Annotated in this window: 28 protein-coding genes; 16 read left to right on the top strand and 12 right to left on the bottom strand. The window is 71.4% G+C overall.

The genetic code is table 11. The features are described 5' to 3' along the window. The first annotated feature begins 15 nt into the window (after positions 1-15). The gene (locus LL648_RS07280) at positions 16-594 is read left to right on the top strand and encodes a L,D-transpeptidase (RefSeq protein WP_232661630.1); all 579 of its coding nucleotides are present in this window, start codon (positions 16-18) and stop codon (positions 592-594) included. A 103-nt stretch (positions 595-697) separates the two neighbouring features. On the opposite strand, the gene LL648_RS07275 is transcribed toward LL648_RS07280, so the two are convergent. After that, positions 698-1,342 (bottom strand): TetR/AcrR family transcriptional regulator, encoded by a 645-nt coding sequence (locus LL648_RS07275; protein WP_232661629.1) that lies wholly within the window; start codon positions 1,340-1,342, stop codon positions 698-700. Between the two features lie 82 nt (positions 1,343-1,424). On the opposite strand from LL648_RS07275, the gene LL648_RS07270 reads away from it, so the two are divergent. Further along, positions 1,425-2,462, top strand: coding sequence for an NAD(P)-dependent alcohol dehydrogenase (locus LL648_RS07270; protein WP_232661628.1), 1,038 nt, complete (start codon positions 1,425-1,427; stop codon positions 2,460-2,462). Here LL648_RS07270 and LL648_RS07265 read toward each other — a convergent pair. Beyond that, positions 2,449-3,993, bottom strand: a complete 1,545-nt coding sequence (locus LL648_RS07265; protein WP_232661627.1) for an MFS transporter — start codon at positions 3,991-3,993, stop codon at positions 2,449-2,451. The two genes, LL648_RS07270 and LL648_RS07265, sit on opposite strands and share 14 nt — an antisense overlap. 141 nt (positions 3,994-4,134) lie before the next feature. Between LL648_RS07265 and LL648_RS07260 the strand changes: the two genes are divergently transcribed. Both LL648_RS07260 and LL648_RS07255 read left to right on the top strand, forming a co-directional pair. Continuing rightward, a complete protein-coding gene (locus tag LL648_RS07260; RefSeq protein ID WP_232661626.1) occupies positions 4,135-5,037 on the top strand; it encodes a LysR family transcriptional regulator in 903 nt (300 codons plus the stop codon). Positions 5,038-5,088: 51 nt separating this feature from the next. Further along, the gene (locus LL648_RS07255) at positions 5,089-5,778 is read left to right on the top strand and encodes a class I SAM-dependent methyltransferase (protein ID WP_232661625.1); all 690 of its coding nucleotides are present in this window, start codon (positions 5,089-5,091) and stop codon (positions 5,776-5,778) included. Here the strand turns inward: LL648_RS07255 and LL648_RS07250 are convergent. From LL648_RS07250 to LL648_RS07240, 3 genes are all read right to left on the bottom strand, one after another. Further along, complete coding sequence (locus LL648_RS07250) at positions 5,745-6,428, bottom strand: DedA family protein (RefSeq protein WP_232661624.1); 684 nt, start codon at positions 6,426-6,428, stop codon at positions 5,745-5,747. The genes LL648_RS07255 and LL648_RS07250 overlap by 34 nt on opposite strands. A gap of 408 nt (positions 6,429-6,836) precedes the next feature. Then, entirely contained in the window at positions 6,837-7,202 is a 366-nt protein-coding gene (locus tag LL648_RS07245; protein WP_232661623.1) for a hypothetical protein, read from the bottom strand. A 129-nt stretch (positions 7,203-7,331) separates the two neighbouring features. After that, positions 7,332-8,273, bottom strand: coding sequence for a GlxA family transcriptional regulator (locus LL648_RS07240; RefSeq protein WP_232661622.1), 942 nt, complete (start codon positions 8,271-8,273; stop codon positions 7,332-7,334). Positions 8,274-8,344: 71 nt separating this feature from the next. Between LL648_RS07240 and LL648_RS07235 the strand changes: the two genes are divergently transcribed. Then, positions 8,345-9,364: a saccharopine dehydrogenase family protein gene (locus LL648_RS07235; protein ID WP_232661621.1), complete on the top strand. Its 1,020-nt coding sequence runs from the start codon at positions 8,345-8,347 to the stop codon at positions 9,362-9,364. A gap of 120 nt (positions 9,365-9,484) precedes the next feature. Here LL648_RS07235 and LL648_RS07230 read toward each other — a convergent pair whose 3' ends face one another. Next, positions 9,485-12,211 (bottom strand): ATP-binding protein, encoded by a 2,727-nt coding sequence (locus LL648_RS07230; protein WP_232661620.1) that lies wholly within the window; start codon positions 12,209-12,211, stop codon positions 9,485-9,487. Between the two features lie 129 nt (positions 12,212-12,340). Between LL648_RS07230 and LL648_RS07225 the strand changes: the two genes are divergently transcribed. From LL648_RS07225 to LL648_RS07210, 4 genes are read left to right on the top strand one after another with little or no spacing between them, the layout of a single operon-like run. Beyond that, the gene (locus LL648_RS07225; RefSeq protein ID WP_232661619.1) at positions 12,341-13,024 is read left to right on the top strand and encodes a DUF899 family protein; all 684 of its coding nucleotides are present in this window, start codon (positions 12,341-12,343) and stop codon (positions 13,022-13,024) included. A 49-nt stretch (positions 13,025-13,073) separates the two neighbouring features. Beyond that, positions 13,074-13,403 (top strand): ArsR/SmtB family transcription factor, encoded by a 330-nt coding sequence (locus LL648_RS07220; protein WP_232661618.1) that lies wholly within the window; start codon positions 13,074-13,076, stop codon positions 13,401-13,403. A 2-nt stretch (positions 13,404-13,405) separates the two neighbouring features. Beyond that, the gene (locus tag LL648_RS07215; RefSeq protein ID WP_232661617.1) at positions 13,406-14,125 is read left to right on the top strand and encodes a cation diffusion facilitator family transporter; all 720 of its coding nucleotides are present in this window, start codon (positions 13,406-13,408) and stop codon (positions 14,123-14,125) included. 38 nt (positions 14,126-14,163) lie between these two features. Further along, positions 14,164-14,934 (top strand): hypothetical protein, encoded by a 771-nt coding sequence (locus tag LL648_RS07210; RefSeq protein ID WP_232661616.1) that lies wholly within the window; start codon positions 14,164-14,166, stop codon positions 14,932-14,934. Here LL648_RS07210 and LL648_RS07205 read toward each other — a convergent pair whose 3' ends face one another. Together LL648_RS07205 and LL648_RS07200 are read right to left on the bottom strand one after the other, a co-directional pair. Then, the gene (locus LL648_RS07205; protein WP_232661615.1) at positions 14,935-15,303 is read right to left on the bottom strand and encodes a hypothetical protein; all 369 of its coding nucleotides are present in this window, start codon (positions 15,301-15,303) and stop codon (positions 14,935-14,937) included. A 17-nt stretch (positions 15,304-15,320) separates the two neighbouring features. Continuing rightward, positions 15,321-15,650 carry a hypothetical protein gene (locus LL648_RS07200; protein ID WP_232661614.1) on the bottom strand — a complete coding sequence of 110 codons (330 nt, stop codon included), beginning with the start codon at positions 15,648-15,650 and terminating at the stop codon, positions 15,321-15,323. A gap of 131 nt (positions 15,651-15,781) precedes the next feature. Here LL648_RS07200 and LL648_RS07195 point away from each other — a divergent pair, with 131 nt between their 5' ends. Together LL648_RS07195 and LL648_RS07190 are read left to right on the top strand one after the other, a co-directional pair. After that, on the top strand, positions 15,782-16,516 hold the full coding sequence (locus LL648_RS07195; protein WP_232661613.1) for a DinB family protein: 735 nt from the start codon (positions 15,782-15,784) through the stop codon (positions 16,514-16,516). A 57-nt stretch (positions 16,517-16,573) separates the two neighbouring features. Next, positions 16,574-17,503 carry a LysR family transcriptional regulator gene (locus tag LL648_RS07190; RefSeq protein WP_232661612.1) on the top strand — a complete coding sequence of 310 codons (930 nt, stop codon included), beginning with the start codon at positions 16,574-16,576 and terminating at the stop codon, positions 17,501-17,503. On the opposite strand, the gene LL648_RS07185 is transcribed toward LL648_RS07190, so the two are convergent. Continuing rightward, complete coding sequence (locus LL648_RS07185; protein ID WP_232661611.1) at positions 17,449-18,744, bottom strand: amidohydrolase family protein; 1,296 nt, start codon at positions 18,742-18,744, stop codon at positions 17,449-17,451. The genes LL648_RS07190 and LL648_RS07185 overlap by 55 nt on opposite strands. A 131-nt stretch (positions 18,745-18,875) precedes the next feature. On the opposite strand from LL648_RS07185, the gene LL648_RS07180 reads away from it, so the two are divergent. The 4 genes from LL648_RS07180 to LL648_RS45080 all read left to right on the top strand — a co-directional run bounded on the left by LL648_RS07180 (position 18,876) and on the right by LL648_RS45080 (position 21,552). Beyond that, on the top strand, positions 18,876-19,970 hold the full coding sequence (locus LL648_RS07180; protein WP_232661610.1) for a serine hydrolase domain-containing protein: 1,095 nt from the start codon (positions 18,876-18,878) through the stop codon (positions 19,968-19,970). 282 nt (positions 19,971-20,252) lie between these two features. Next, positions 20,253-20,513, top strand: a complete 261-nt coding sequence (locus tag LL648_RS07175; protein WP_232661609.1) for a hypothetical protein — start codon at positions 20,253-20,255, stop codon at positions 20,511-20,513. Positions 20,514-20,729: 216 nt separating this feature from the next. Continuing rightward, positions 20,730-21,317, top strand: coding sequence for a type IV toxin-antitoxin system AbiEi family antitoxin domain-containing protein (locus LL648_RS07170; protein WP_232661608.1), 588 nt, complete (start codon positions 20,730-20,732; stop codon positions 21,315-21,317). A 1-nt stretch (position 21,318) separates the two neighbouring features. Further along, positions 21,319-21,552 (top strand): nucleotidyl transferase AbiEii/AbiGii toxin family protein, encoded by a 234-nt coding sequence (locus tag LL648_RS45080; protein ID WP_232661607.1) that lies wholly within the window; start codon positions 21,319-21,321, stop codon positions 21,550-21,552. Positions 21,553-21,677: 125 nt separating this feature from the next. On the opposite strand, the gene LL648_RS07160 is transcribed toward LL648_RS45080, so the two are convergent. Further along, positions 21,678-22,715 carry an MDR family NADP-dependent oxidoreductase gene (locus LL648_RS07160; RefSeq protein ID WP_232661606.1) on the bottom strand — a complete coding sequence of 346 codons (1,038 nt, stop codon included), beginning with the start codon at positions 22,713-22,715 and terminating at the stop codon, positions 21,678-21,680. Positions 22,716-22,859: 144 nt separating this feature from the next. Next, on the bottom strand, positions 22,860-23,060 hold the full coding sequence (locus LL648_RS07155) for a hypothetical protein (RefSeq protein WP_232661883.1): 201 nt from the start codon (positions 23,058-23,060) through the stop codon (positions 22,860-22,862). Position 23,061: 1 nt separating this feature from the next. Here LL648_RS07155 and LL648_RS07150 point away from each other — a divergent pair, with 1 nt between their 5' ends. Then, positions 23,062-23,154 (top strand): hypothetical protein, encoded by a 93-nt coding sequence (locus LL648_RS07150; protein WP_374111995.1) that lies wholly within the window; start codon positions 23,062-23,064, stop codon positions 23,152-23,154. 25 nt (positions 23,155-23,179) lie between these two features. Here the strand turns inward: LL648_RS07150 and LL648_RS07145 are convergent, their stop codons facing one another. Then, a complete protein-coding gene (locus tag LL648_RS07145; RefSeq protein ID WP_232661605.1) occupies positions 23,180-24,493 on the bottom strand; it encodes a PepSY-associated TM helix domain-containing protein in 1,314 nt (437 codons plus the stop codon). Between the last annotated feature and the right edge of the window lie 176 nt (positions 24,494-24,669).

Raw genomic sequence — 24,669 nt, 5'->3', positions numbered from 1 at the left:
GCAGGGACAGTGAGCATGGGACGCACCGTAGGGCGCAGGGTGATGGCCGCAGTGGCAGTCGGGGTTGCGGTCGCCGCGAGCGCGTTGCTGGCGGGCCAGGCCTTCGCTGCGCCGGCCGGTGGGGGCGACGAGACGGCCGCGGCCAGGACCGCACGGGCGCAGCCGCTCGCGGAGGGCACGCCGTGCTCCGTCGTCGCGAAGGCGTGCGTCGATCTCGAGTCGCAGCAGGCCTGGCTGCTCGAGGACGGCAAGGTCACCCGCGGCCCGGTGGCGATCGCGTCCGGCGGGAAGGGTGAGGAGACGCCGGTCGGGCACTCGCTGAACGTGTACCGCAAGGAGGAGATGCACCTCAGCAACGAGTCGCGTGCGGCCGACGGGACGCCCGACGAGATGCCGTGGTCGGTGTTCTTCGAGGACGGCGGCATCGCGTTCCACAGCGGCAACCCCGAGGTCGCGTCGGCCGGGTGCATCCACCTGGAGACCGACGACGCCAAGGCCTGGTATGCGTACCTGCAGATCGGCGACCGGGTCGAGGTCGTCAAGAAGTCGGAGGAGCTGGCGGCCCGCGGCCTCTCGGCCGACGGCAACGACTGAGCTGCCTGACCGACCTCCACCACCCGTAGAACTTCCCCACCGTTTTGCCTACTTGCAGGCCCGCAGGGCCGTGCAGTTTGGCAAAACGGTGGGGAAGTTTGCGTTACGGGGTCGCGCGGGCGCGTTCGAGGCCGTCGAGGATGAGGTCGAGGCCGAACTCGAACTCGGCGGCGTAGCTGTAGCCGGGTTGCAGGACGTGCTCGACGGTGAGCTCGGTGAGGTGCGGGTACTCGCCGGCCGCGAACCGCCGCATGATCGCCTTCGCCAGCGCGGCCGTCTCCGCCGGCGTCTCGAACGGCAGCGTGCGCTCCTGCATGGCGAAGCCGTAGACGTAGCTGTCCAGCAGCGAGAACGCGTGCGCCGCCAGCTCGATCGAGAACCCACCCGCCCGCAGCGTCCCGAGGACGGCGTCGTGGTGCCGCAGCGTCTCCGGGCCCGGTTCGGCCCGCGACTCCATCAGCCCCGACGCCCACGGATGACGCAGGATCGCCGCCCGCACCGAGATCACCCGCCGCCGGATCGTGGCCTTCCAGTCGCCCTCGGGTAGCGGCAGCTCGATCTCCGCGAAGACGAGATCGATCATCCCGTCGAGCAGGTCGGCCTTGTTGGCGACATGCTTGTAGAGCGACATCGCCTCGACGCCGAGCTCGGCGCCGACTTTCCGCATGCTGAGCGCAGCGATGCCCTCCGCGTCGGCGAGCGCAACGGCGGCGCGCAGCACCCGCTCCCGGTTCAGTGGCTTGCGCATGCGCCCGATCCTCCAACAGTTGACAGACGGGCTCTCGGCGGCGGTAGGCTTACATTATAAGCTTACAGCGTAGGGAGTGCAGATGAGCGCCGAGGTTCAGGCAGAGCGCCTGCCGGCAGGGGTGCCGACGATGCGGGCGATCGTCCAGTACGAGTACGGCGAGGCGGCCGACGTCCTGCGGCTCGCGGAAATCGAGCGCCCGGAGCCGGGACCCGGCGAGGTGCAGGTGCGCGTCGTCGCCGCCGGCATCGACCGCGGGGCGCTGCACATCATGAAGGGCCTGCCCTACCCCGTGCGCCTCGCCGGGTTCGGGGTCAGGGCGCCGAAGACCCCGGTGCGCGGCCGCGAGTTCGCCGGCCGCGTCGAGGCGCTCGGCGCCGGCGTCACCGGCTTCCGCGTCGGCGAGGAGGTGTTCGGGGTCTGCGAGGGCGGGTTCGCCGAGTACGCCTGCGCCCGTGCCGACAAGATCGCGCCCAAACCGCGGGCGCTCTCCTACGAGCAGGCCGCCGCGACGCCCATCTCGTCGCTCACCGCCCTGCAGGCCCTGCGCGAGTGCGGGCACGCCTGCCCTGGTCAGCAGGTGCTCGTCATCGGCGCGTCCGGCGGTGTCGGCACGTTCGCAGTGCAGCTGGCGAAGGCCTTCGGCGCGACGGTCACGGGCGTCTGCAGCACGGGCAAGGTCGCGATGGTCGCGGCGATCGGCGCCGACGAGGTCATCGACTACACGACGACCGACATCACCGCAGCCGGGCAGCGCTACGACGTCGTGCTCGACATCGGCGGCCACCGCTCGCTGCGCAGCCTGCGCCGGCTGCTCACGCCGACAGGCACGCTCGTGATCGTCGGCTCGGAGCCGGGCGGCCGCCTGCTCGGCGGCACCGACCGCCAGCTGCGAGCCATGCTCCTGTCGCCGTTCATCAGCCAGACGCTCACGTCGTTCGTCGCCTCGGAGGCCGCCTCCGGCCTCGCCTTCCTGACCGACCTGTTCGAGTCGGGGCAGGTGACGCCGGTGGTCGACAGCACCGTCCCACTGAACCGGACCGTCGCCGCACTGCAACGCGTCGACGAGGGCCGGGCCAGCGGGAAGGTGGTCGTCGACCTGCGCCTCAGCCATTCGTAGCGGCACCGGTCGGCGGGACGTGCCGCAGCTGGATCGCCGCGAGGACGGCGGCCACCGCGGCGATCCCGGCGGCCACCCAGGCGCCCGCGTTCAGGCCTTCAGTGAACGCTGAACGCGCCGACTCCAGCACGGGCGCGGCGAGCTCGGCGGGCAGGCTGCCGGCGGCGCCGATCGCGCCGTCGATCGTGTCCCTCGCCGCCGCGGCGACGTCCAGCGACAAACCGGCCGGGAGGGCCGTCTCCATCGCGTTGCGGTAGACGGCCACGCCGATGCTGCCGATCAGCGCAACACCCAGCGAGATCCCCAGGTCGCTCGCCGTCGCGCTGAGGCCGGACGCGGCGCCGGCCTTCTCCGGCGGCACGGAGCCGACGACGAGGTCAGTGGTGAGCGCCATCGACGGCGCGACGGCCGGGTAGAGCACGACGAACCCCGCGATGAGCAGTGCCAGGCCCGCGGGGCCGCCGACCTGCGTCACCATGAGGTAGCCGACGACCTGCACGGCGAGCCCGCCGGCGATCACGTAGCCCGGCCGGATCCGCCTCGCCAGCACCGGCGACATCGTCGAGACGAGGATCAGCACGAGCGCGGCCGGCAGGATCGCGAACCCCGCCTGCAGCGGCGAGAGCCCGGCCACCAGCTGCAGGTACTGGGTGATCAGGAAGTAGACGCCGCCGAGCCCCGTCGCCGCGAGCACGAACGCCACGAGCGCGCCCCGGACCGTCCGGTTCGCGAACAGCCGCACGTCCAGCAATGGTGCCGCCGAGCGCAGCTGGCGCAGGCCGAAGAGCACGCCGAACAGCACTCCGGCCGCGATCGCCACGACGGCGACGACCAGCGACTCCTCCTTGGCCAGCGCCTTCACCCCGTAGACGAACGGCAGCAGCGTCGCGAGCAGCAGGCCGACGCTGAGCAGGTCGAGCTTGCCGGCGTTCGGGTCTCGGTGCTCCGGCAGCAGCAGCGGTGCGCCGACGACCACGATCGCCATGATCGGGACGGCCACCAGGAACGTCGCCCGCCACGAGAACGCCTCCAGCAGCAGGCCGCTGAGCAGCGGCCCGAGCGCAACACCCGCGGAGATCCCGCCCGCCCACGCCCCGATGGCCACTCCGCGCTGCTTCGCGTCATGGAACATCGCGAAGATCAGGCCGAGCGTCGCCGGCATCTGCATGGCGGCCGCGATGCCGAGCACCGCCCGCCAGACGATCATGAGTCCGGGGTCGCCGGTGTAGGCCGCGGCGATCGAGACCAGGCCGAACGCGGCCGCGCCGATCACCAGCAACCTGCGCCGGCCGATGCGGTCGCCGAGCGTGCCCATCGTGACCAGGAACCCGGCCATCAGGAAGCCGTACACGTCGAGGATCCACAGCATCTGCGTGCTGCTCGGCTGCAGCTCCGCGGCCATGTGCGGGATGGCGAGGAACAGGATCGTCAACATCATGAACAGCAACATCGATGGGAGCACGAGCAGGACGAGCCCCCACCATTCCTTGCGTCCCGCCTTGCCGGCCGACGCTTCGAGCTCTGCGGACATGAGCGTTCCCTTCACGAGTACTACATACCCATGGGGGGTATCAGCGCGGGACGCTAGCACGATGAACCCGGACCGTGGAGACACTGTCACCCGATCTTCGTAATACCCCCCGGTAGTATTGGGCGGGCATACCGTTGGGCCATGCTCGATCTCTGGTCGTTGCGCGTGCTCGTCGCCGTCGCCGACAGCGGCTCCTTCTCCGGCGCCACCGAGCAGCTCGCACTCACCCAGCCAGCGGTGTCCCGCCAGGTCGCCGGGCTGGAGCGGCACGTCGGCGTGCCGCTCTTCGTCCGGCTGCACCGAGGCGTCCGCCCCACAGACGCCGGGGAGGCGGCGATCGACCGGGCGCGGGCGGTGCTCACGATGGTCGCCGAGCTGGAGGCACACATGCGCGCGCATGCCGGGCTGACCGCCGGCATGGTCCGGATCAGCGCGTTCCCCAGCGCCGCCATGTCGGTGGTGCCGGCGGTGTTCTCCCGGTTCGCGGCGGAGCACCCCGACGTCGAGCTCGCGCTCGTCGACGTGCCGTCGACAGAAGGCACGCACGCCGTCCGGACCGGCGACGTCGACATCGCGGTGGTCACCGAGCTCGACGGCCCGGCCGACGGGGTCGAGCTCGTCCCGCTCGTCGAGGACGAGCTGCTGATCGCGCTCCCCGCGCACCACCCGAACGCGGACGACCCCGCGCTGAGCCTGCCTGCGCTCGCCGCCGACACCTGGATCGAGGGCGCCCATCCCGACTGCCTCGGGCGGATCGACGAGCTGCGGCTCGCAATCGGCGCAGCGCCCGTCGTCGGCTTCACGTGCGAGGACTGGAACGCCAAGCAGGCGTTCGTCGCGGCCGGCCTCGGCGTCACGATCGTCCCGGCGTCGGCGCGCGCGGCCGTGCGCAGCGACGTCGTGCTGCGCCGCCCGACACCGGCGCTCGAACCGCGGCGCGTGTTCCTCGCCGCCCTGCCGCAGCGGCATCGCGGGCCCGCGGTCGGACGGATGGTCGAGCTCTTCCACGAAGTGGTGGCTGCCATGCAACCGGCGCATCGATGACATGAAAGATCCGAAGTGGTGCGCATGGCCCGCAGCGGCGACGCTCGACGCATGACGGTGAACACGGCCCGGTACGACCCGGGATGGACGTTCGTCCGCACGCACCTGCCTGCGCCACCCGCGCGCGTCGTCGAGATCGGGTGCGGCCCGGACGGCGGGTTCGTGCCGGCGCTGCTGCGGGCCGGCCACCGCGCCGTCGGCGTCGACCCGGCCGCGCCGGAAGGCGAGCACTACGAGCGGATCCCGTTCGAACGCCACGAGCGCGGCGCAACCGTCGACGTGATCGTCGCGAGCACGTCGCTGCACCACGTCGGCGATCTCGGCGAGGTCCTCGACCATGCCGCCGACCTGCTGAAACCGGGCGGGACGATCGTCGTCATCGAATTCGCGCACGAGCTGTTCGACGAGGCCACGGCACGCTGGTGCTTCGAGCACCTGCCCGAACCCGGCGAGCAGCCGGGCTGGCTGCACGGGCACCGCGCAGGCTGGGCGGCGTCGGGCCGGTCGTGGCCGGACTACCGGGCGAGCTGGGTGCGGGCCGAGGCGATGCACGGCGGCACCTCCATCCTCCGTGCGCTCGACGCGCGCTTCTCGCGGGTGCAGGTGGCCGATCGCCTGCCGTACTTCTTCCCCGACCTGGCCGGCGTCGAAGAGGCCGACGAGCAGGCCGCCATCGACGCCGACCGGATCCAGGGCACCGGCTTCCGTTACGTGGGCGAGCGACGCCGACGCCACATCTGAACCAGCACGGCGATGAGCACGATGCCGAGCGACACCCAGATCCCGTTGGCGGAGATCGCCTCCGCGATGTCGACGGCAGGCTGCCCGATCGCGTAGCCCAGCCCGGCGTAGACGACCGAGCGGATCACCGTGCCGATGCCGTCGACCAGCAGGAACGTGCGCAGGCGCATGCCCGTCCACCCAGCGGCGGCGTAGACGAGCGAGGAGGGGAACGGTGTCCACGGCGCCAGCGCGACGGCCGGCATCATGAGCCACGGGCTCAACCCCTCGGCGCGCGCGGCGAACCACGCGGCCGAACGGCTGCGACGCGCGAACTTCCCGATGATGGCGGGGCCCCACAGCCGGCCCGCCCACCACTGCACCGGGTCGAACTTGATCATCCCGATGCTCGCCGCCAGCACGGCGAGGACCAGCGGGTACGAGCCGGTCGCCGCGAAGGCACCGGCCGCGATGACGGCCTCCTTGGCGCCGGTGAGCATCGCCAGCAGCAGGGCATTCGTCCCGATCAGGAACGGGCGGAAGGGCCAGATCGCCATGTAGTAGACGGCCATGGCCGCGATCGCGTACCAGCAGTACAGGTCAGCGCGGGTGGGACTCGCGTCCCACGGCACCCATCGCCGGGCGGTGAGTGGCAGTGTTTCGGTGCTCATGGCGGCTACCTCCATCTCGGAGGTCATCGTCCGGCGCGCCGACGCACCGGCGCACCGGGCGATGTGTCATGAACTTCCTATGCGGATCGCATGGTCGGGTCGTGCACAGGTTGGATGTGTGCGTTCCGCACGCGTTGCCCCGACCCACCCTGGGTGTTCGGGGGAGGGTGGGCGCCCCGCGGGTGGGAGACCGAGCGAGGTCTCCGCTGCCCGGGCGCGGTTCACCAGCCCGTTGGGTAGGGCAGGAAAGCCACTTTCCTGCCCTGTGAGGGCCGGAAAGTGGCTTTGCTGCCCTCGCGTGCGCAACGCCACCCGGCCCGCCCTGGTCGGACGGCTTGAACCAATGGCACTTTCGTCCAATAGGTGTGGACGAAAGTGCCGTTCGTTCACCACGTGCCTGCGGCCGTCTCAGTACCTGTCCGCTTCCCAGTAGGTGGGGTACAGGTACCACTCGCCGTCGTTGCGGTAGCACTTGTAGTCGTACCAATAGCCCCATTCGACGCCGTCGTTGCCGGCGCGCAGGCAGCTCGACTCCTGCTCGTACGGGCCGTAGCGGTCGTAGTGCTTGTCGTAGCCCCGCTCGTGACCCTTGTCGTAGCCCTTGTCGTGGTCCCTGTCGTAGTCCCCGTCGTGCCCCTTGTCGTAGCCGGACGGCAGCGCCAGCTGCGCCGAGGCCGACGGAGCGGGCGCGGCGTTGGCGACGGTGCCGCCGGCGACCACCAGTCCGGCCGCCACAGCCGCGGTGGCGAGCACACGGACAACAATGTTCTGCATTGCGATTTCCCCCTTGAAGAATGACTGCTCTTTCAAGCTAGCGCGACACAGCCTTGCCGCGGGGTGACAAAAACACTTCACGATTCCGTTGAACCGATCGGCCCGCGGATACGTTCTATGCGGAACCTGTCACGCGTGAAAGGTGGCCCGATAGGTCGTGGGGCTCACGCCGGCGGCCTTTTGCAGGTGCCTCCGGAGCGTGGTGGCGGTGCCGAGCCCGCTGCGGGCAGCGACCTGCTCGACGGTGGCGTCGGTGCGTTCCAGCAGCTCCTTCGCCATCGCGATGCGCTCCTGGTGCAGCCAGCCGAGCGGACGCATGCCCATCTCCGCGCCCATGCGACGCGCGAGGTGGCGGCTGCTGAGCCCGGCCGCGCGGGCGAGGTCCTCGACGGTGAGCGGCTGGTCGAGGCGGGCCCGCGCCCAATCCAGTGCCGCGGCCAGCGTGTCGGGGTTGTTCGGTGTGCTCGGCGGGGCGATGAACTGCGCCTGTCCGCCGGGCCGGTGACCTGGGCCGACGAGCGTGCGGACCAGCCCGTTGGCCGCTGCGGAACCGAGGTCGGCCCGCACCAGGTGGATGCACAGGTCGAGCGCAGCGGTCTTGCCCGCGGAGGTCAGCACGCGCCCCTCGTCGACGTAGAGGACGTCGGCGCGGACCCGCACAAGCGGGTACATCCGCGCCAGCTGCTCGGCGTGGTGCCAGTGCGTCGCGGCCTCGCGGCCGTCGAGCAGGCCCGCCGCGGCCAGCACGAACGCACCGGTGCAGAGGGAGACGATCCTGGCGCCATTGTCGTGGGCGGCGACGAGCGCTTCGAGCAGCGCCGGGTCGGGCGGGGCGTCGAGGTCGTGGGTCGAGGGCACGATCACGGTGTCGGCGTCGGGCAATGCCGCAAAATCACGGGGCGCGATATCGGGCAGCCACCGGGCCGGTGCGCCGTCGGACGTGCAGACCACCATGTCGTACCACTCGCCGAGCGGCGACAGCTCCGACCGGTCGACACCGAAGACCTCTGCCGCGATGGCCAGTTCGAGCAGCATGGTGTGCTCGTGAACGGCGATCGCAACCTCGTGCATGTCCGAAATTGTACGAGACAGGTCAGATCAGACAGTCGTCGGCGACGCCGCAGGTGGTGACGATGGTCGGCATGCACGCCCTCCCACACCGCGTCGTCGTCTACGGCGCCTACGGCCACACCGGTCGGTTCGTCACCGCCGAGCTGCTCCGCCGTGGCCTGGAGCCGATCCTGTCGGGCCGCGACCCCGAGAAGCTGGCGTCCTTCGCTGCTGCGCACCCCGCCCTCGAGGTCCGTGCGGCGTCGGTCGACGACCCCGAGTCGCTGATGAAGGCGCTGGCCGGAGCCTCGGTGGTGATCAACTGCGCCGGCCCGTTCCTGGACACCGCAGGCCCGTTGGCGACGGCGGCCGTGCGTTCCGGCGTCCACTACCTCGACGTCAGCGCGGAGCAGGCGGCCGTCCAGGAGCGCTACCGCGACCACGGCGAGACCGCCCGCGCGGCCGGGGTCGCGGTCGTCCCGGCCATGGCGTTCTACGGCGGGCTCGCCGACCTCATGGCGACCGCCGCCGTCGCCGGCTGGACCAGCATCGACGAGATCACCGTCGCGGTCGCGCTCGACCGGTGGTGGCCGACCGAGGGCACCCGGCGGACCGGCGCGCGCAACACCGCGCCCCGGCTCGCGGTCGCCGGCGGGCGGCTCGCACCGATCACCACGCCGCCGCAGGTCCGCGAATGGCGGTTCCCCGAACCGTTCGGCGAGCAGCAGACCGTCGAGCTGCCCTTCTCCGAGATCGTCAGCATGGCCGCGCACCTGCCGGTGTCGACGATCCGCTCGTTCTTCGCCACCGGCCCCCTGCAGGACCTGCGCGACCCGAGCACCCCTGCGCCGGAGGCCGTCGACGGGACCGGCCGGTCGGCCCAGCGGTTCGTCGTCGACGTCGTCGCGACCAGCGGAGGACAGGAGCGCGGATTCACCGTCAGCGGGCAGGACATCTACGCCGCCTCCGCACCGATCGTCGTCGAGGCGGCGGTGCGGCTGCTGACCGGCCGGTCGACCACGGTCGGGGTGGCGGCGCCGGGTGAGCTCTTCGACGCCGCCGACATGCTCGACGCCCTCTCGCCCGACCCGCTCACGATCGTGCGGCGGTAGCGACACGCCTGGACGTTGCGTTCCGCACGCGAGGGCAGCAAAGCCACTTTCCGGCCCCCACAGGGCAGGAAAGTGGCTTTCCTGCCCTCCCCCGGCCCCGGCGTCGCTCGCGCGGGAGGGTCAGGTGGCCGGTAGCGCGCACCCGAGCTCGGCGAGCTCCCGCCGGCCTTCGTCGGCCCGGTCCGACAACAGCAGCAGTGTGCAGGCCCGTTCCGCGCGGGCGCCGATGAGTTCGAACCCGGCCGCGGCGGCCGCGACCGCCGCCGGGTCGCCCTCGTGCCGCCCGCGGGCCCGAAGCAGGCAGGCGGCGGCCCACTCGCTCTCCGGGCCGTAGCGTTCGACCGCCGCGAGCCGCTCCGCCGCGTCCGGCAGCCCGGCGACGACGCCCAGCTCGGCGCCGGTCACCCGGGCGTAGCCCTCGTACCAGTGCCGTCGGAAGGGCGCGAACGCCCGTTCCACCAGCTCGGAGGCGTCGTCGAGCCGGCCGAGGTGGATCGCGACCCGCGAGTCGACGAACGCCGCCGACGCCGCCAGGAACTTCGACTCCTCGGGGCGTTCGACCCGGGCCAGCTCGCAGGACCGCGCCCGCCACATCCTGGTCTGCTCGAGGTCACCCAGCATGCCGTGGGCCAGCGCGGCCGCGGCCGCGTGCGGTGCCAGCCATTCGCGCACGGGCGAGCCGTCGCGCAGCCAGTTGTCCCACATCATGTCGGCCTGCGCGATCGCTTCGTGGAACCGCCCGGAGAGCGCCAGCGCCTGGACGATCTGCAGGCCGAGGTAGGGGTGGTCGCCGGTGATCTCGTCGCGCTGCCCGATCGCGAGCGCCGCCGGGAGGTCGCCGGCGCAGAGGGCGTAGACCGCGGCGACGTAGTAGGCGTCGATCACCTCGACCGCTGCCAGCGGGTCGTGCTCGGGCAGCTGCTCGACGATCCGGAGGCGTTCCGTCGCGAGCCGGTGCGCCTCACGCGCCCGTCCGGAGTCGGCGGCCACGAAGCCGAGCGCGTCGAGCGCCCCGGCGAGCAGGTGCGGCTCGCCGGCCCGTCGAGCGGCGTCGACCGCCAGCTGGGCGACCGCTGCATCGGCTGCGCCGCCGTCGGCGCCGTGCTGCCACGCCCGCGCCGAGGCGAGGACGGCTGCGGCGTGCTGGTCGGACGGGTCGACGACGGCGTCGGCCTCCCGGAGCAGCGCCGCGGTGTCCTCTTGCAGAGCCGGCGCGGCGAAGCGGTGGGCCACGGTGACCGCCTCGGCGAGCGCGACCGCCCGGATGGTGCCGGCACCGGCCGTCCCGGCGAGCGCGGCGGCGTCGAGCAGCAGCTGGTAGGCCGTGGCCCCGTCGGACATCGCGATCGCGGTGGCGGCGGCGCAGCGCAGCTCGGCGACCGCCGCAACCGGTTCGCCCGCCCGGTCGGCGGCAGCCCGGTAGTGCTCGAGCGCCTCGATGAACGACTGCTTCGCGAACGTCAGGTGGGCCAGCGAGCGGGTCAGCCGGTAGGCGACCGGATCGGGCGCCGGGCGGGTCGCGGCCGAGGCCGCCCGGAGGTCGTCCGCGACGGCGTCGAACTCACGCCGCCACTCACCGTCGAGCCGGCCCTCCAGGTCCACGGCGGTCTGCGCCGCCCAGTCCAGGTAACGCCGGCCGAGCTCCTCCTGCTCGGCGGTGCCGGCCAGCTCGTCGCGGGCGTAGGCGCGCAGGCTCTCCAGCATCCGCCACCGGCTCGTCGCGTCGGCCCGGTGGTGCACGACCAGGCTCTTGTCGGCCAGCCGTCCGAGCAGGTCGGCGACCGCGCCGCGGCGCATGCCCGCGCTCACGGCGACCGCGCTCTCGACGTCGAACCCGCCGGCGAACACCGCGAGACGCCGGAAGAGCGATCGCTCATCGGCATCGAGCAGCTCGTAGCTCCACCCGATCACCGCGCGGATCGACCGGTGCCGCGGGTCGTGGTGGCGGCCACCGGTCAGCAACCGGAGCCGGTCCTCCAGCGCGGTGCGCAGTCCGTCGATCCCGAGTGATCCGGAGCGCGACGCGGCCAGCTCGATGGCCAACGGCATGCCGTCGAGGTTGGCGCAGAGGTCCCGGATCGCCGACGGGGCCGCGTCGAACTCGGGGTCGACCGCACGCGCCCGGTCCCGGAACAGCCGCTCGGCGTCGGAGTCGGACGACAGCGGCGCGAGGTTGATGATCCGCTCACCGGGCACACCCAGCCGTTCGCGGCTGGTGGCGAGGACGGCCAGGTTCGGGCAGCCGGCCAGTGCGCGGTCGACCAGCCGGCCGACCTCGTCGACGAGGTGCTCGCAGTTGTCGAGCACGAGCAGGACGCTGCCGGTCGAGAGCCGGTCGAGCAGGGTCCGCACGAGCGGTGTGGGCGGCCGCTCGACCACCTCGAGCGCGTCGGCGACCGCACTGAGGACCAGCCCGTCCCGCACTGGCACGAGGTCGACGAACGCTCCGCCCGCCGGGAACGCCGAGGCCAGCGCATCGGCGACGACGGCGGCAAGGCGGGTCTTGCCCATCCCGCCGGGCCCGACGAGCGTCACCAACCCGGGCTTCTCCAGCGCCGTCAGCACAGCGTCGCGCTCGCGCTCCCTGCCGATGAAGCTCGTCCGGCTGGGCGGAATGCCCAGCACCGTGAGGGGCGAGCGGCGCGCGGCGGCCTCGGACGCGTGTTCTGCGAGCTCCCGCCGGCCGGCGACGCCGTACTTGCGCAGCAGCGACGACACGTGGGTCTCCACGGTCCGGATGGAGATGTGCAGCTGGTTGGCGATCTGCGCGTTCGACCGGTGCTCTCCTATCGCGACCAGGACCTCGGCCTCCCGCTCCGAGATCTCGACCCGCCGCAGACCGTCCACCCGCACATCATGGCCGACGGCTGCGTGGCCACCTCCGTGGCGAACCAGTGGCTGCCGCGGTAGGCAGCGGCGGGTGCGGAGGTGGAAGCTCGGATACCCGTCGTCGGAGACCCCGAGGAGATGCCGATCATGGCCCGACCACCTGTTGTCGATCATGACACCTGGCGCAAGGAGCTGTCCGAGCTGCGGGCCCGCGAAAAGGCCGCCACCCGGGAGCTCGACGCGATCGCCGCACAGCGACGACGGCTCCCGATGGTGGAGATGCCGGAGTACACGCTGGTCGGGGCCGACGGCCCGGTCCGGCTCGTCGACATCTTCGACGGCAGGTCGCAGCTGATCGTCTACAACCACATGTGGGACCCCGACCCCGATGCCGAATGGCAGTGCGGCGGCTGCACGGGCTTCACGTCGGTGTTCACGCGGCTCGGCTTCCTCGACAAGTACGACGCGCGGTTCGTGATCGTCACGCAGGGTCCGATCGACGCGGCACTGGCCTACGCGCGACGCGTCGGCAACACGATGACGTGGTACTCCACCGCCGACAGCCCGTTCGGGGCCGACGTCGACGCACCGCCGGCCGGCGGTTTTGCGCTGAACGTCTTCCTGCGCAGCGGCGAGCAGGTGTACCGGACCTGGCACACGACCGGGCGTGGCGTCGAGCAGCTCACGCACACGTACGCGCTGGTGGACGCGCTGCCCTACGGGCGGCAGGAGGTGTGGCAGGACTCGCCCGAGGGTTGGCCGCAGTCCGCGACCTACAGCGGCTGGTTGGACTCGCCGGACGTCGCCCGCCTGTACGGTCCCGCGTCCTGATCCCTGGTTCAGCGTCGACTGAATACAGCGACAGCTGTATTGTCGGCGGGTGGAGACACTGACGTACGGGAACGTCCTCGCGCGGTTCGGGCACGCACTGTCCGATCCGACCCGGGCCCGGCTCCTCATGGCCTTGCGTGAGGCGCCGGGTTACCCCGCGCAGCTCGCAGATCTGCTCGGGGTGACACGGCAGAACCTCTCCAACCACCTCGGCTGCCTGCGCGGCTGCGGCCTGGTCGTCGCCGTTCCCGAAGGGCGCCGCGCACGTTACGAGCTGGCCGACCCGCGCATCGGGCAGGCGCTCGGCCAGCTGCTGGAGCTCGTGCTGGTCACCGACCCGACCGCGTGCCCCACCGCGGCCGACGACGACTGCTGCTGACGATGGCCGAACCGACACCGGAACCGCTCAGGCTCGCGCTGACCGACGCGACCACCACCACCGCCGGCTGCTGCGACGGCGACTGCGGCTGCACCGTTGCGCAGCCCACGGCGCAGCCCACGCTCCCCGCCGGGCGGCGCGCCGTCCTCACCCGCCGCGTCCGGCTGCTCGTCGCCGCCACGATCACGTACAACGTCATCGAGGCCGTGGTCGCCATCAGCGCCGGGACCGTCGCCTCCTCGGCCGCGCTGATCGGGTTCGGGCTCGACTCGGTCATCGAGGTCGCCTCGGCCACGGCGGTGGCGTGGCAGTTCTCCGGGCGCGACCCGGAAGCGCGCGAACGGACCGCGCTGAAGATCATCGCGGTGTCGTTCTTCGCGCTCGCCGCGTACATCACCGTCGAGTCCGTCCGCGCGCTGTTCGGGGCGGCCGAGGCCGCGCCGTCCACGGTCGGGATCGTGCTCGCGGCGCTGTCCCTGCTGGTCATGCCGTTCCTGTCGTACGCGCAGCGCCGGGCGGGCCGCGAGCTCGGCTCGACCAGCGCCGTCGCCGACTCGAAGCAGACGCTGCTGTGCACCTACCTGTCGGGCGTCCTGCTCGTCGGGCTCGTGCTCAACAGCCTCTTCGGCTGGTCGTGGGCCGACCCGGTGGTCGCGCTCGTCATCGCCGCCGTCGCCGTCAAGGAGGGCCGCGAGGCCTGGCGCGGGCATCACTGCTGCTGAGCCGGCAGCGTTCGCCCGATTGTGGGATGGTGGAAGCAATGAGCGAGCCATCCCACTGGGGCCCGCCTGCCCGCGGCGCCCCGCCCCGCCCGACTGTCGCCTACCCGACGGACCCCCGCTCGGCTGAGGCACCGACAGTGCGGTTCCCTGCCCAGCCGCAGCCGACGAGGCACTACCCCGTCCATGAACCCGCGGCCGCCGGCGACTACCAGGGCGATTACCGGGACGACTACCGGGACGACGGCCGCGTCGACTACCGGCGGGATCACGCCGAGGACTACCGCGAGGACTACCGGGACGACTACGAGGCCGATTATCGGGACGACCACCGGGACCGGCGGGGTCGGCGGGAGACATTCCCGGCCGAACGACGGCCGCGGCGGCGGGGGCAGCTCTTCGCCGGGCTCGTGCTGGTGTGCGCGCTCGCCGTCTCCGGGCTGCTGGGCATGCTCACCTACCAGATCCTGGCGTCGGTGGAGCTCGTCTCCGGAGATCCGCTCGCCGGGGTGCAAGGCCAGGTGACGACGTTCCTCATGGCACTGGGCGGGGCGGCCGTCCTGTTCGTGCTCGCCCTGATCGCGCTCTTCGCCGCCCGACCGAAGGCGCTCGCCGGCTTCGCGTTGCTCGCGTCGGTGCTGCTGCCGATCGCGGCGGTCGTGATCGGCGTCTGGTACGGCATCGACGTGCTCCGGCAGAACGTCGAGCAGGACGTCGCAGCGGCCGGCCCCGCGGCCGTCGACGCGATCGTCGGCGAGCTCCAGCGCAGAGGGCTGGACGTCGGGCCGCTGCGCGACCTGCTGCCTAGGTGACTATCCCGGGCTGACCTGGATGATGCCCGTCGAGGCGAAGATCGACGGTGACGACGTGGTGACGTTGCGGAGCCTGATCTGCAGGTAGATCTCCTCCCCGCCCAGCTCGGTGTCGACGTCGTCCTCGTTGACCCGCACGGTCCAGGTCCAGTCGTCCTGGGTGTCGGTCGGGGTCCACGACTCCTCCCGGAGCCAGTTCTGCACGATGTCGTCGTCGCTGGTGTCGTCCTCCATGACCCGCACGGAATCGGCGAAGGTGAAATGGGACGCCACCTCCCCCTGGCTGAACACCGCGGAGTAGTCGATCTGGAAGACGCACGTCGAACCCGACTGCGAGAACCGGATCGGGCTGATGTTCCTGATCTGCATCGCAACCATTCCCCTCTTCAGTCCTGGATCCGGACGAGCCGGTAGGAGAGCGTGTAGTGGGCGCCGTCCCGAGTGAACGCGGCCTCGGCATCCGGCGCGCCGCCGTCCCGGCTGACGACCTGTCGTCCCAGGCAGGAGATGGTGCGCTCGCCGACCTCGGTGTGCCAGAGCCGCAGCGTCGCCGCCTCGCCCGCGAGCGGCTTGATGGTGCCGATCAGCGCCTTCGACTTGCTCCTGATCCGGCCGGACCAAAGCGGCGAGTCACCGATGTTCAAGGTGACGAGGTCTTCGTCGGGATTGCGTGACTCCTGGCACGTGAGTTCCAGGAACTCGACTCCGTATCGCACGGCTACCTCCAATTCGTCGATCTCACGCTGTGCGCGTGCGACGAACTGTGGCAGCCGCACCAGAAGGGCACCCGAGTAATTCCTTACCTGTACCGACCCGGACTGTCGCCCCGGGGTGCGACGCTGTCGCCATGGCCGAGATCTCGGACGTGACCCTCACCGACTCCCGCGTCAGCAACGTCGAAGTGCGCCGGGCGAGCTTCTGGCGGGTGCGGATGCGCGGCGTGTGGATCGGCGAGGTGGAGATCGACGGGCAGATCGGCGACCTGCGCATCAACGGTGTCGACGTCGGACCGCTGATCGAGGCCGAGCTCGACCGGCGGCACCCCGACCGGGCCAAGATGCGCCCGAAGGACGTCGCCGGCTTCCGGGAGGCGCTGGACGTCCTGGACTCCCTGTGGGCCGGCACGGTGGAACGCGCTCGGGCCCTGCCGCCCGACGTGCTGCACGAGCGGGTCGACGACGAGTGGTCGTTCATCCAGACGCTGCGGCACCTGCTCTTCGCGACCGACATCTGGGTCGGCCGCGCGATCCTCGGCGACCCGCGGCCGTGGCACCCGCTGAGCCTGCCGTTCGACGAGATGGCACCCGACCCGGACGTCCCGTGGGACCTCAACGCCCGACCGGACCTCGACGAGGTGCTCGCGCTGCGCGCCGACCGGATGGCCACCGTCCGCCGGGTGGTCGACGGCCTCACCGAGGACGGCCTGGCCGCCAGCACCGAGCCGGTGGAGGGACCCGGCTACCCAGCCGCGGGCAGCTACCCGGTCGTCGAATGCCTGGGCACGGTGCTCATCGAGGAATGGCACCACCGCATGTACGCGGAACGCGACCTCGACATCCTCCGGAGCCGGCTCCGGGAGTGACCGTCAGCGCCGGACCGGGCCGCCCAGGGCGCACCGCACCCGTGTTCCACTACGGGTGTGGAGCTGCGGGAGATCGAGGTGTTCCTCGTCCTCAGCGAGGAGCTGCACTTCGGCCGTACGGCGGAGCGGCTGCACCTGTCGCAGTCGCGGGTCAGCCAGTCCATCCAGGCGATGGAGAGCCAGGTGGGCGGGAGGCTGTTCGAACGCACCAGCCGCCGGGTCCGGTTGACGGCGTTGGGTGCGCAGCTGCGCGACGGCCTGCGTCCCGGCTTCGACCAGATCCATCGGGCCGTGGCCGAGGCCCAGGACGCCGCCGGCGGCCCCAGCGGTGAGCTCCGCATCGGGCTGCTCACGCTGGCTGCGGGCGGTCCGGGGTTCGACGCCGTCGTCGGGCGGTTCGAGCAGCGCTTCCCGGCCTGCCAGGTCGAGGTGCTGGAGGCGTTCCCCGGCAAGGCCCTGGAGCGGCTGCGCACCGGCGAGCTCGACGCGCTCGTGCACTGGCTCCCACTGCGACAACCGGGGATCAGCGTGGGCCCGGTGCTGGTCGACGCCGCGCCGGTGCTCGCGGTGCAGGTCGGCCATCCCCTCGCCGAACGCGGGTGGGCGAGCCTGGAGGACCTGGGCGACCACGCGCTCCTCGACGCCGAGGGGGTGCTGCCGAGCGAGACCATCAACGAGCTGATGCCCCGGTTCACCCCCGCCGGACGGCCGATCCCGCGGCGCGGCCGCGAAGGTCGGATGGCCGAGGTGCTCTCGCTCGTCGCCCGCGGCCAGGTGGTGCACCCGACCGTCGCCTCCGTCGGCGATCACTACAGCCATCCCGCGGTGGTGCTGATCCCGCTGCGGGACGCACCGCGCCGACGGTCCGCACTCGTGTGGATGACCGAGCGGCCGAACCCGGCGCTGCATGCGTTCGTCGCGTTCGCCGCCGCTCAGCCGACCGATCCGGCCCTCGACGAACCCGCCACCGGCGTGCCGCCCTGGTAGACCCGCCACACCCGAGCCGGATCACGCAGCACCGCGACGTCCAGCGCGCGCGCGTCGAGCACAACGAGGTCCGCGAGCAGCCCCGGCGCAACGGTGCCGACGTGCTCGGCCAGGTCGAGCGCCCGGGCCGCCCCGCCGGTCGCCGCGGCCAGCGCCTCGTGCAGCGAGAGGCCGTGGTGCACCATCCGGGCCACTTCCAGCCCGACATCGCCGAAGGGCTGCCAGTCGAACCCGAGGGCGATCGGCACGCCGGCGGCGCGGGCCGCGCGCAGCGTGCGCTCGGCCTCGTCGAGATTGTGGTGCGCGAGCTCGACGAGCGGGCGGGCCCAGCCACTGCTCCCCGGGTCCTCGGCCGGCCCGGCCCCGATCCGGTCACCGAGCCCGGCCACGCCGTAGTAGCACGACAGCGTCGGCACGAGCGTCTGGCCGGCGACGGCCATCGCGTCGAGCAGGTCGGGTCGGCGCCACAGGTACATGCCGTGCTCGATGGTGTCGGCGCCCAGCGTCACGGCCAGCTCGGTGCCGGCGAGGCCCTCGGCGTGCGCGGCGACCCGGTAGCCGAGGCGGTGCGCCTCGTCGATCATCGCGGCCGTCTCGGCCCGGGTGAGCTGGGCAGGCTCCGGGTCCTCCAGCTCGACGGACCGGGCGCCGGTCGACATCACCTTGACGAAATCGGCCCCGCGGCGGATCTGCTCACGCACCGCCCGGCGCATGTCGTCGCAACCGTCGGCCTCGCGGTACATCCCGTCGAACGACCGGCCGCCCGGTGCGGTCGCCGACACGATCCGCCCGCAGGTCAGCAGCCGCGGTCCACGGAACGCTCCGTAGCGCATGGCCTGCCGGGCGGTCAGCACGTCGTCGCCGTACGAGCCGACGTCGCGCAGGGTCGTCACGCCCGCGGCGAGCCGCTCGCGCAACCGGGCGACGAGCAGGTGCGCGGTCACCCCCGGATGCAGCGGTTCGGCACCTTCGGCGGGCACCGGCGGATCGACGTAGACGTGCGCGTGGGCGTCGATCATGCCGGGGAGCAGCACCCGGCCGCCCAGATCCACCACCTCCGCACCCTCGGGCGCGGCGTCGCGGGCCGTGCCGATCCGCACGACCCGCCCGTCCTCGACGAGGACGGCCGAGCCGGGCACCGGGGCGGCACCGGTGCCGTCGAAGAGCAGTGCGTCGGTGAGCCAGGTGCGCCCCGGCTGCGGTGGCGGGTCGGCGAGCAGGCAGGGGTGTCGGTGCGGCATGGCGGAACGGTCACCCGGATCGGCTCCGGCGATCAAGCGCCGATCGCTGCATCCAACGATCAGTCCGGCTGATCGCTGCGTCCAGTGCTCGCCCGTTGATCCGCCGGCGCCGGGGCCGCCACGCTGGGCGGGTGGCGACGGGTGAAATGCAGGAACGGGTCCAGCGGCAGATCGACGCGCTGGTCGCCGGCGGAGCGGAGACCGGCCTGCAGGTCGCCGTCCACCGGCACGGCACGGTGCTCGTCGACGCGGTGGCCGGCACGGCCGATTCGACCACCGGGCGACCGCTCACGTCCGGCACGCCGATCTTCGGCTTCTCCATCGGGAAGAACGTGTCGGCCACACTCGCGCACCTGCTCGTCGCGCGCGGCTACCTCGACTACGACAGCCCGGTCACGGACCTCTGGCCCGAGTTCGGGGCGCACGGCAAAGGCTCCGCGACACTGCGCCACGTGCTGACCCACACCGTCGGCCTACCGGCCATGCCGCGCGGGATCACCCCGGCCGATCTGCCCGATTGGCCCAAGGTGTGCGAGTCGTTGGCCGCCGCCGAGCCGCGCTGGCAGCCGGGTTCCGCCACGGGCTACCACTCCTACACGTTCGGCTACCTCGTCGGCGAGCTGGCCCGCCGCGCGACCGGGCGGCCCGTGCACGAGCTGCTTGACGAATGGATCACCGCACCGCTCGGTCTCGACGGGCAGCTCCGCTTCGCCGTTCCGAAGGACCAGCTGCCCGGGTTGGGTCGTCTGGAACAGCGAGCTGAGCAATGGCCGGCGGTTCCCGACGACGCAGGAGCGATCCTCGCGCCGTGGGAGAACCTGCCGGCCGCCGATCTGGGCAACAGCGGCAGGATCCTGCAGGCCGATGTCCCCTCGGTGGCGACCACAACCGCGCACGGCCTCGCCGCGATGCTCGACGCGCTGCTGCGCGGCACCCTCGTCGCCCCGGCGCAGCTGGTAGAGCTGTCCGCGGTCGCGTTCGAGGGGGTCGACCAGGTCTTCGGCAACCCCGCGCGGCTGGCGCTGGGCTTCCCGATCGGCCGCTTGGGCGCCCCCGCTGAGGAGAACTCCGTGGCGTTCGGATGGCCTGGCGGCGGCGGGAGCTACGCCTACGCGGACCCCGCCCGCGGCGTCGCCTTCGCGTTGACGAAGACGCGGCTCGTCCCGAACTTCGACACCGCGCTGTCGATCACCAGGATCGTCGCTGATCACCTCGACCGGTGGTGACTACGGGCGGTCGATGTAGTCCTGCACCGGCTCGACGTCGCCGGGCCGGGCCACCATCCCGACGTACCCGTCGGGTCGGACGAGCACGCAGTCATATGAAGCCGCACCTTAATTCTGCCTTATTCAGCAAAGGTGTTCCATATCACATTGATCAGACTCCATATCTAATTTAGCTTTCGCCGGGCATGAACTCCGCTCAGATTTAGTGACCATCGATGATCGGTGGTTGTCAACGAGATCGAAATGAGGTTGCGGGTGCTGGCAAAACGAGCTGGAACCGTCGTGACGGCGACCGTCCTGGCGCTTGCCGCTTTCGGCGTCGGAAGCGCTCCGGCAATGGCTGCGACACCGACGGCAGCAGTGAGCGAGGCGCGGCCGACCGACCCCGACGTCGGAGCGGCGTGGAAGCAGGACGTCGGGCCGTACAGCTCGTTCGATGCCTGCGACTACGACCGCCGGCTCTACAAGACCCGGTACGGCTACACGGTGTACGACTGCCAGCAGATGATGGCCGGTTGGTTCTTCTGGTACGACGTCAAGTAAGGGCACAGCGGCAGCTGGTGCGTGAACGGCACTTTCGGACGACAGGTTCGTGCGAAAGTGCCGGTCACGCACAGCCCGGCGCTCACTGCGGGGCCACGACAGCCCTCAGCAGTGCGCATCACTGGCACCAGCGTAGTGTTCAGCACTACGGAGGTGACAGTCATGGCTCCACGTGCACCAGCACGCGTCCCACCCGCCTTGCTCCGACGCGGGCGGGTGCTGCGGCCGGCCGATGCGGAGGACGTCTACTCGAATCCCAGGGCGGAGTTCGCACGGCTCGAGCGCGGCGGCGCCATGCACCGCCTGGCTTTCGGCCTCTATGCCGTGGTGCCCGACGACGGCGTCGGGCGAGCCTGGCTGCCGAGCCTGGAGTCTGCGGCATTGGCGATCGCTGCTACCGGCGGGCACGTCGACACAGTGGCACTGATGGGGATCAGCGCAGCGCGTATCCATGCCGCCATCCCGCGAGCGCTGAACGTCGCCATCGTCGCCGTTCAGCATCACCGCCGACCCCTCAAGCTCAGCGATCGCGAAGCGGAGATCCACTTCATCAGACGCGACGTGAGCCGGCTCGACCTGCAACGGCATCAGACCGACCTGGGCCAGGGTTGGACAACCACCATCGAGCAGACCCTGCTCGACCTGATTGCACGACCGGACCTCGGCGGCGCACCTGATGCCGCCGAGGAGGCGATCAACGGCCTGATGCTTCGTGCCGACATCGACCTCACCCGCGGGCTTGCCGAAGCGCAACGACGACGACGTGCGTTCGAACACGCACTCGAGCACCGCATGAGCGTCTGAGGTGCTCGACCCCGACGAACTCGCCCGAGTTGCAGCGCAATTCGGCGTCGACGACCACCAGGTCAAGAGAGACCATCTGATCTCGCACACGCTGGCGGCGCTCAGCGCAGAGGCCGGTGAAGAGCTGATCTTCTTCGGCGGAACTGCACTCAGTCGCACCATCCTGTCCAATGGGCGGCTGTCGGAGGACATCGACCTCATCGGCGTTGGCAACGCGACCTCGCCGGCCAGGTAGGGCTCACCATTACTGCGGCGGACGCCGGCACCGTGGTTCGTCAGAAGTGGATCGACATCGGCACATCGAAGGCTTAGACCGCCAGTCGCCGCCGGACCGGACGAGTTCCCGCCCTGCGTCCCAGGTCAGGCCGGTTCGCCGACCCGGACGCTCACGCTGCCCCGGTACTTCCCCGCGAGCAGGTCGAGCAGCACACCCGGCGCTGCCTGGATGCCGCCCTCGACGATGGTGTGCGGGTAGACGAACCGGCCCTCCGCCAGCCACTGGCTGAAGTGGACCGACCAGTCCTGGATCTGGTCCGGGGTGTGGTACGTCGCGAACGGCCGGATCTCCAGGTGCCGGGTGATCGCCGTCATCAGGTCGAACCGCGGCAGCACCGCCTCGCCGTTCGCCGCCTGCGTCGACAACGCACCGCACAAGGCGAACCGCGCGTGCGGCGCCGCAGCCTGGACCGCGGCCTCGAACTGCTCGCCGCCCACGTTGTCGAAGAAGACGTTGATGCCCTCCGGTGCGTGCTCGCGCAGCCGGTCGAGCACCGGCCCGTCGTGGTAGTCGAACGCCGCGTCGAAACCCAGCTCCTCGACGAGGTAGGCGACCTTCTCCGGGCTGCCTGCGCTCCCGATGACCTTCGTCGCGCCGCGCGCCTTGGCGATCTGCCCCGCCAGCGAACCGACGCCGCCGGCCGCACCTGAGACGAACACGACGTCGCCCTCGCCCGCGCGTGCGACGGTCGCCATCCCGTAGTAGGCCGTCGGGCCCTGGCTCAGGTAGTACACCGGGCTCGGGAACGCTCCGCCATCCAGCTTGACGAACTGCGCAGCCGGCCCGGTCCAGTACTCGCTCCAGCCCTTGAACGACTGCACGAGATCGCCGACGGCGAGATCGGGGCTGTTCGAGGCCACCACCGTGCCGACACCACCGACGCCCACCAGGTCACCCGGCTTCCACGGCGGGACGGGAAGCTGGCAGTGGACCTTCATCAGGTCCTTGAACGCCGCCGCCACCGGCACGTAGTCGACCTGTACCAGCACCTCCCCCGCGCCCGGCTCGGCAACGACCACCTCGACCACGTCGAAGTTGGCGGCCGACAGGCCGGCATCTGCGTGCTCGGCCAGGCGGACCTCGAACGCCTTCTCCGGAATGCTCACAACCGCGCTACTCATGCCACCGACTCCCAGGACGATCGAAAGAACGAACGGTCCCATCAGTACGCTTACCGACTGGAGTTCCACTGGAGCGTCGATGATCGCCGCGAGATGGGCCCCACCGCTGTGGCAACGGCGCTCGGACCCATCTCGTGGTGATCACTACCAGTCGATCCGGCCGGCGCGCACCGCCCAGCGCAGCAGGACAGCGCTCAACCCCAGGTGGAGCGCGACGTGGAGTCCACCGTGCACGCCGACGGCAGCCCAGACCGAGCCGAACGCCAGCCGCGCGGCCGCACCGGCGACACCGTTCCACGCGTCCAACCGGGAGATCGCGCTGCGGCTCCACCTCGCCGAGGGCACGGTGAAGAACCACGTGTCAGCGGCGCTGCGCAAGCTGGGCCTGCGCGACCGCACCCAACTGGCCCTGCACGTCGCGGAGCGCCGGCCGCGCTGACCGCGACGGATCCCGGCCCGGCCCGTCACCGGGCAACGGGTTCATCGACCGTCGTCCTGCGTCTCAGCTGCTGCACGAGGCAGTCGGCGATCAGGAACAAGACGAGTGACGCGCCGAGCACGGGGAAGAACAGCCCGAGCAGGACGGCCACGAGACCGACGATCACGATCGCTTCGGCGCCGGGGCGCTGCGTCCCACCGGGTGCGGTTCGACCGGCCGCGGTGGGCCGACGCAGCCACCACATGCGGTAGCCCCAGCTGACCACGCAGATGATCCCTAGCGCGAGGACGACGAGCAGCAGCTGGTTGCCGATACCGAACAAGATGCCCATGTGGGCGGAGATGCCGACCTCGGCGGCCTGGGCCATGAGCGGCCAGTCCTGCCAGCGGACCGTGTCGAGGACCGCACCGGTCGTCGGGTCGATCGCCATCGCGTCCTGCTTCAGCGGCCATGAGCGCTTGACCTGGGCCACCTCCCACGCGGCACCGGGCTCGGACGCCGGCGAGATCGCTACCGGATCGGTCATCCCCGCAGCGCGTGCAGCGGCGAGAACGGTGTCGGCTGCGGCGCCGACCGCGGCCGCGTCGACGGTCGCGATGGCCGTCGTCGACGGGAGCTCCTGGCCGACCGAGGGCGTGGTCCAATCCAGTGCCGTGCGCAGGTCGCCGACGTTCGGCCCGGCGAACTGCGACCAGGTCAGACCGGTCACGGACAGCCCCACCATGCCGATCGCAGCCCAGAGGCCGACCGAGCCGTGCCAGGAACGGATGCGGGCCCGGCCGCGTGTCGATCCCTCGGGCAGCAGGGTGCGCCGCATCCGATTGCGCTTCCGACGCCGGACCACCCACATGGCCATGCCGGACAGCGCCAGCACCCACAGCCAGCTCGCGGCGAGCTCCGAGTAGATCCGTCCCACGTCGCCCAGATGCAGGTTGCGGTGCAGCGCGTCGATCCACGCCCGCACGGGCAGCCACTCACCGTAGGTGTCGAGGACCGCCTTGACCTGGCCGGTGTACGGGTCGACGAACGCGGTGCGGCCGAAGTCCTCGGCCACCCCGGGAGCTTCGAAGGTGACGCGGGTGGTCCCGTCGTCGGCGACCGGCGGCCGGATCTGCGTCACCGTCCCGTCCGGAACGGCGGCTGCCGCGGCGACAACCTGCTCGCGCAGGTCGAGGCGCTGGGTACCGACGGGCGCGTGCAGGGCGTCGGAGTAGAGGAGCTCGTCGAGTTGCGGCGTGATCGTGTACAGCAGTCCGGTGATCGCTGCGACCAGGATGAACGGGCCGACAAACATCCCGACGTAGAAGTGCAGCCGCATCACAAGCGGCCGAAGGTTCAACCACCACCATCCAGCACCGGCGGCGCGCGCCACGGTCGACCCCTGGTCGGTCCCCGGTTCAGGTTGGGAACAGGGCACGTCGACGGCAGGATCGAGGGTTTCGGACATGGACTGGTCCTCCGGGCCGGGTCGGTTCGTCCGACCGGTTGTGGTCGGGGACGAGCAGACGTGTCACA

The sequence above is a fragment of the Pseudonocardia sp. TRM90224 genome (assembly GCF_021245725.1).
Taxonomy (GTDB): domain Bacteria; phylum Actinomycetota; class Actinomycetes; order Mycobacteriales; family Pseudonocardiaceae; genus Pseudonocardia.
Note: the sequence above shows the minus strand (reverse complement) of the source record. Positions and strands in the feature narration are given on the sequence as shown.

What these genes read in the sequence shown, in the direction of transcription:
- LL648_RS07225 (WP_232661619.1), top strand. Translation starts at nt 12,341, where the DNA reads ATGGCCCGACCACCTGTTGTCGATCATGACACCTGGCGCAAGGAGCTG.
- LL648_RS07210 (WP_232661616.1), top strand. Translation starts at nt 14,164, where the DNA reads ATGAGCGAGCCATCCCACTGGGGCCCGCCTGCCCGCGGCGCCCCGCCC.
- LL648_RS07250 (WP_232661624.1), bottom strand. Translation starts at nt 6,428, where the DNA reads ATGAGCACCGAAACACTGCCACTCACCGCCCGGCGATGGGTGCCGTGG.
- LL648_RS07235 (WP_232661621.1), top strand. Translation starts at nt 8,345, where the DNA reads ATGCACGCCCTCCCACACCGCGTCGTCGTCTACGGCGCCTACGGCCAC.
- LL648_RS07280 (WP_232661630.1), top strand. Translation starts at nt 16, where the DNA reads ATGGGACGCACCGTAGGGCGCAGGGTGATGGCCGCAGTGGCAGTCGGG.
- LL648_RS07270 (WP_232661628.1), top strand. Translation starts at nt 1,425, where the DNA reads ATGAGCGCCGAGGTTCAGGCAGAGCGCCTGCCGGCAGGGGTGCCGACG.
- LL648_RS07240 (WP_232661622.1), bottom strand. Translation starts at nt 8,273, where the DNA reads ATGCACGAGGTTGCGATCGCCGTTCACGAGCACACCATGCTGCTCGAA.
- LL648_RS07275 (WP_232661629.1), bottom strand. Translation starts at nt 1,342, where the DNA reads ATGCGCAAGCCACTGAACCGGGAGCGGGTGCTGCGCGCCGCCGTTGCG.
- LL648_RS07195 (WP_232661613.1), top strand. Translation starts at nt 15,782, where the DNA reads ATGGCCGAGATCTCGGACGTGACCCTCACCGACTCCCGCGTCAGCAAC.
- LL648_RS07215 (WP_232661617.1), top strand. Translation starts at nt 13,406, where the DNA reads ATGGCCGAACCGACACCGGAACCGCTCAGGCTCGCGCTGACCGACGCG.
- LL648_RS07265 (WP_232661627.1), bottom strand. Translation starts at nt 3,993, where the DNA reads ATGTCCGCAGAGCTCGAAGCGTCGGCCGGCAAGGCGGGACGCAAGGAA.
- LL648_RS07260 (WP_232661626.1), top strand. Translation starts at nt 4,135, where the DNA reads ATGCTCGATCTCTGGTCGTTGCGCGTGCTCGTCGCCGTCGCCGACAGC.
- LL648_RS07205 (WP_232661615.1), bottom strand. Translation starts at nt 15,303, where the DNA reads ATGCAGATCAGGAACATCAGCCCGATCCGGTTCTCGCAGTCGGGTTCG.
- LL648_RS07160 (WP_232661606.1), bottom strand. Translation starts at nt 22,715, where the DNA reads ATGAGTAGCGCGGTTGTGAGCATTCCGGAGAAGGCGTTCGAGGTCCGC.
- LL648_RS07185 (WP_232661611.1), bottom strand. Translation starts at nt 18,744, where the DNA reads ATGCCGCACCGACACCCCTGCCTGCTCGCCGACCCGCCACCGCAGCCG.
- LL648_RS07255 (WP_232661625.1), top strand. Translation starts at nt 5,089, where the DNA reads ATGACGGTGAACACGGCCCGGTACGACCCGGGATGGACGTTCGTCCGC.
- LL648_RS07245 (WP_232661623.1), bottom strand. Translation starts at nt 7,202, where the DNA reads ATGCAGAACATTGTTGTCCGTGTGCTCGCCACCGCGGCTGTGGCGGCC.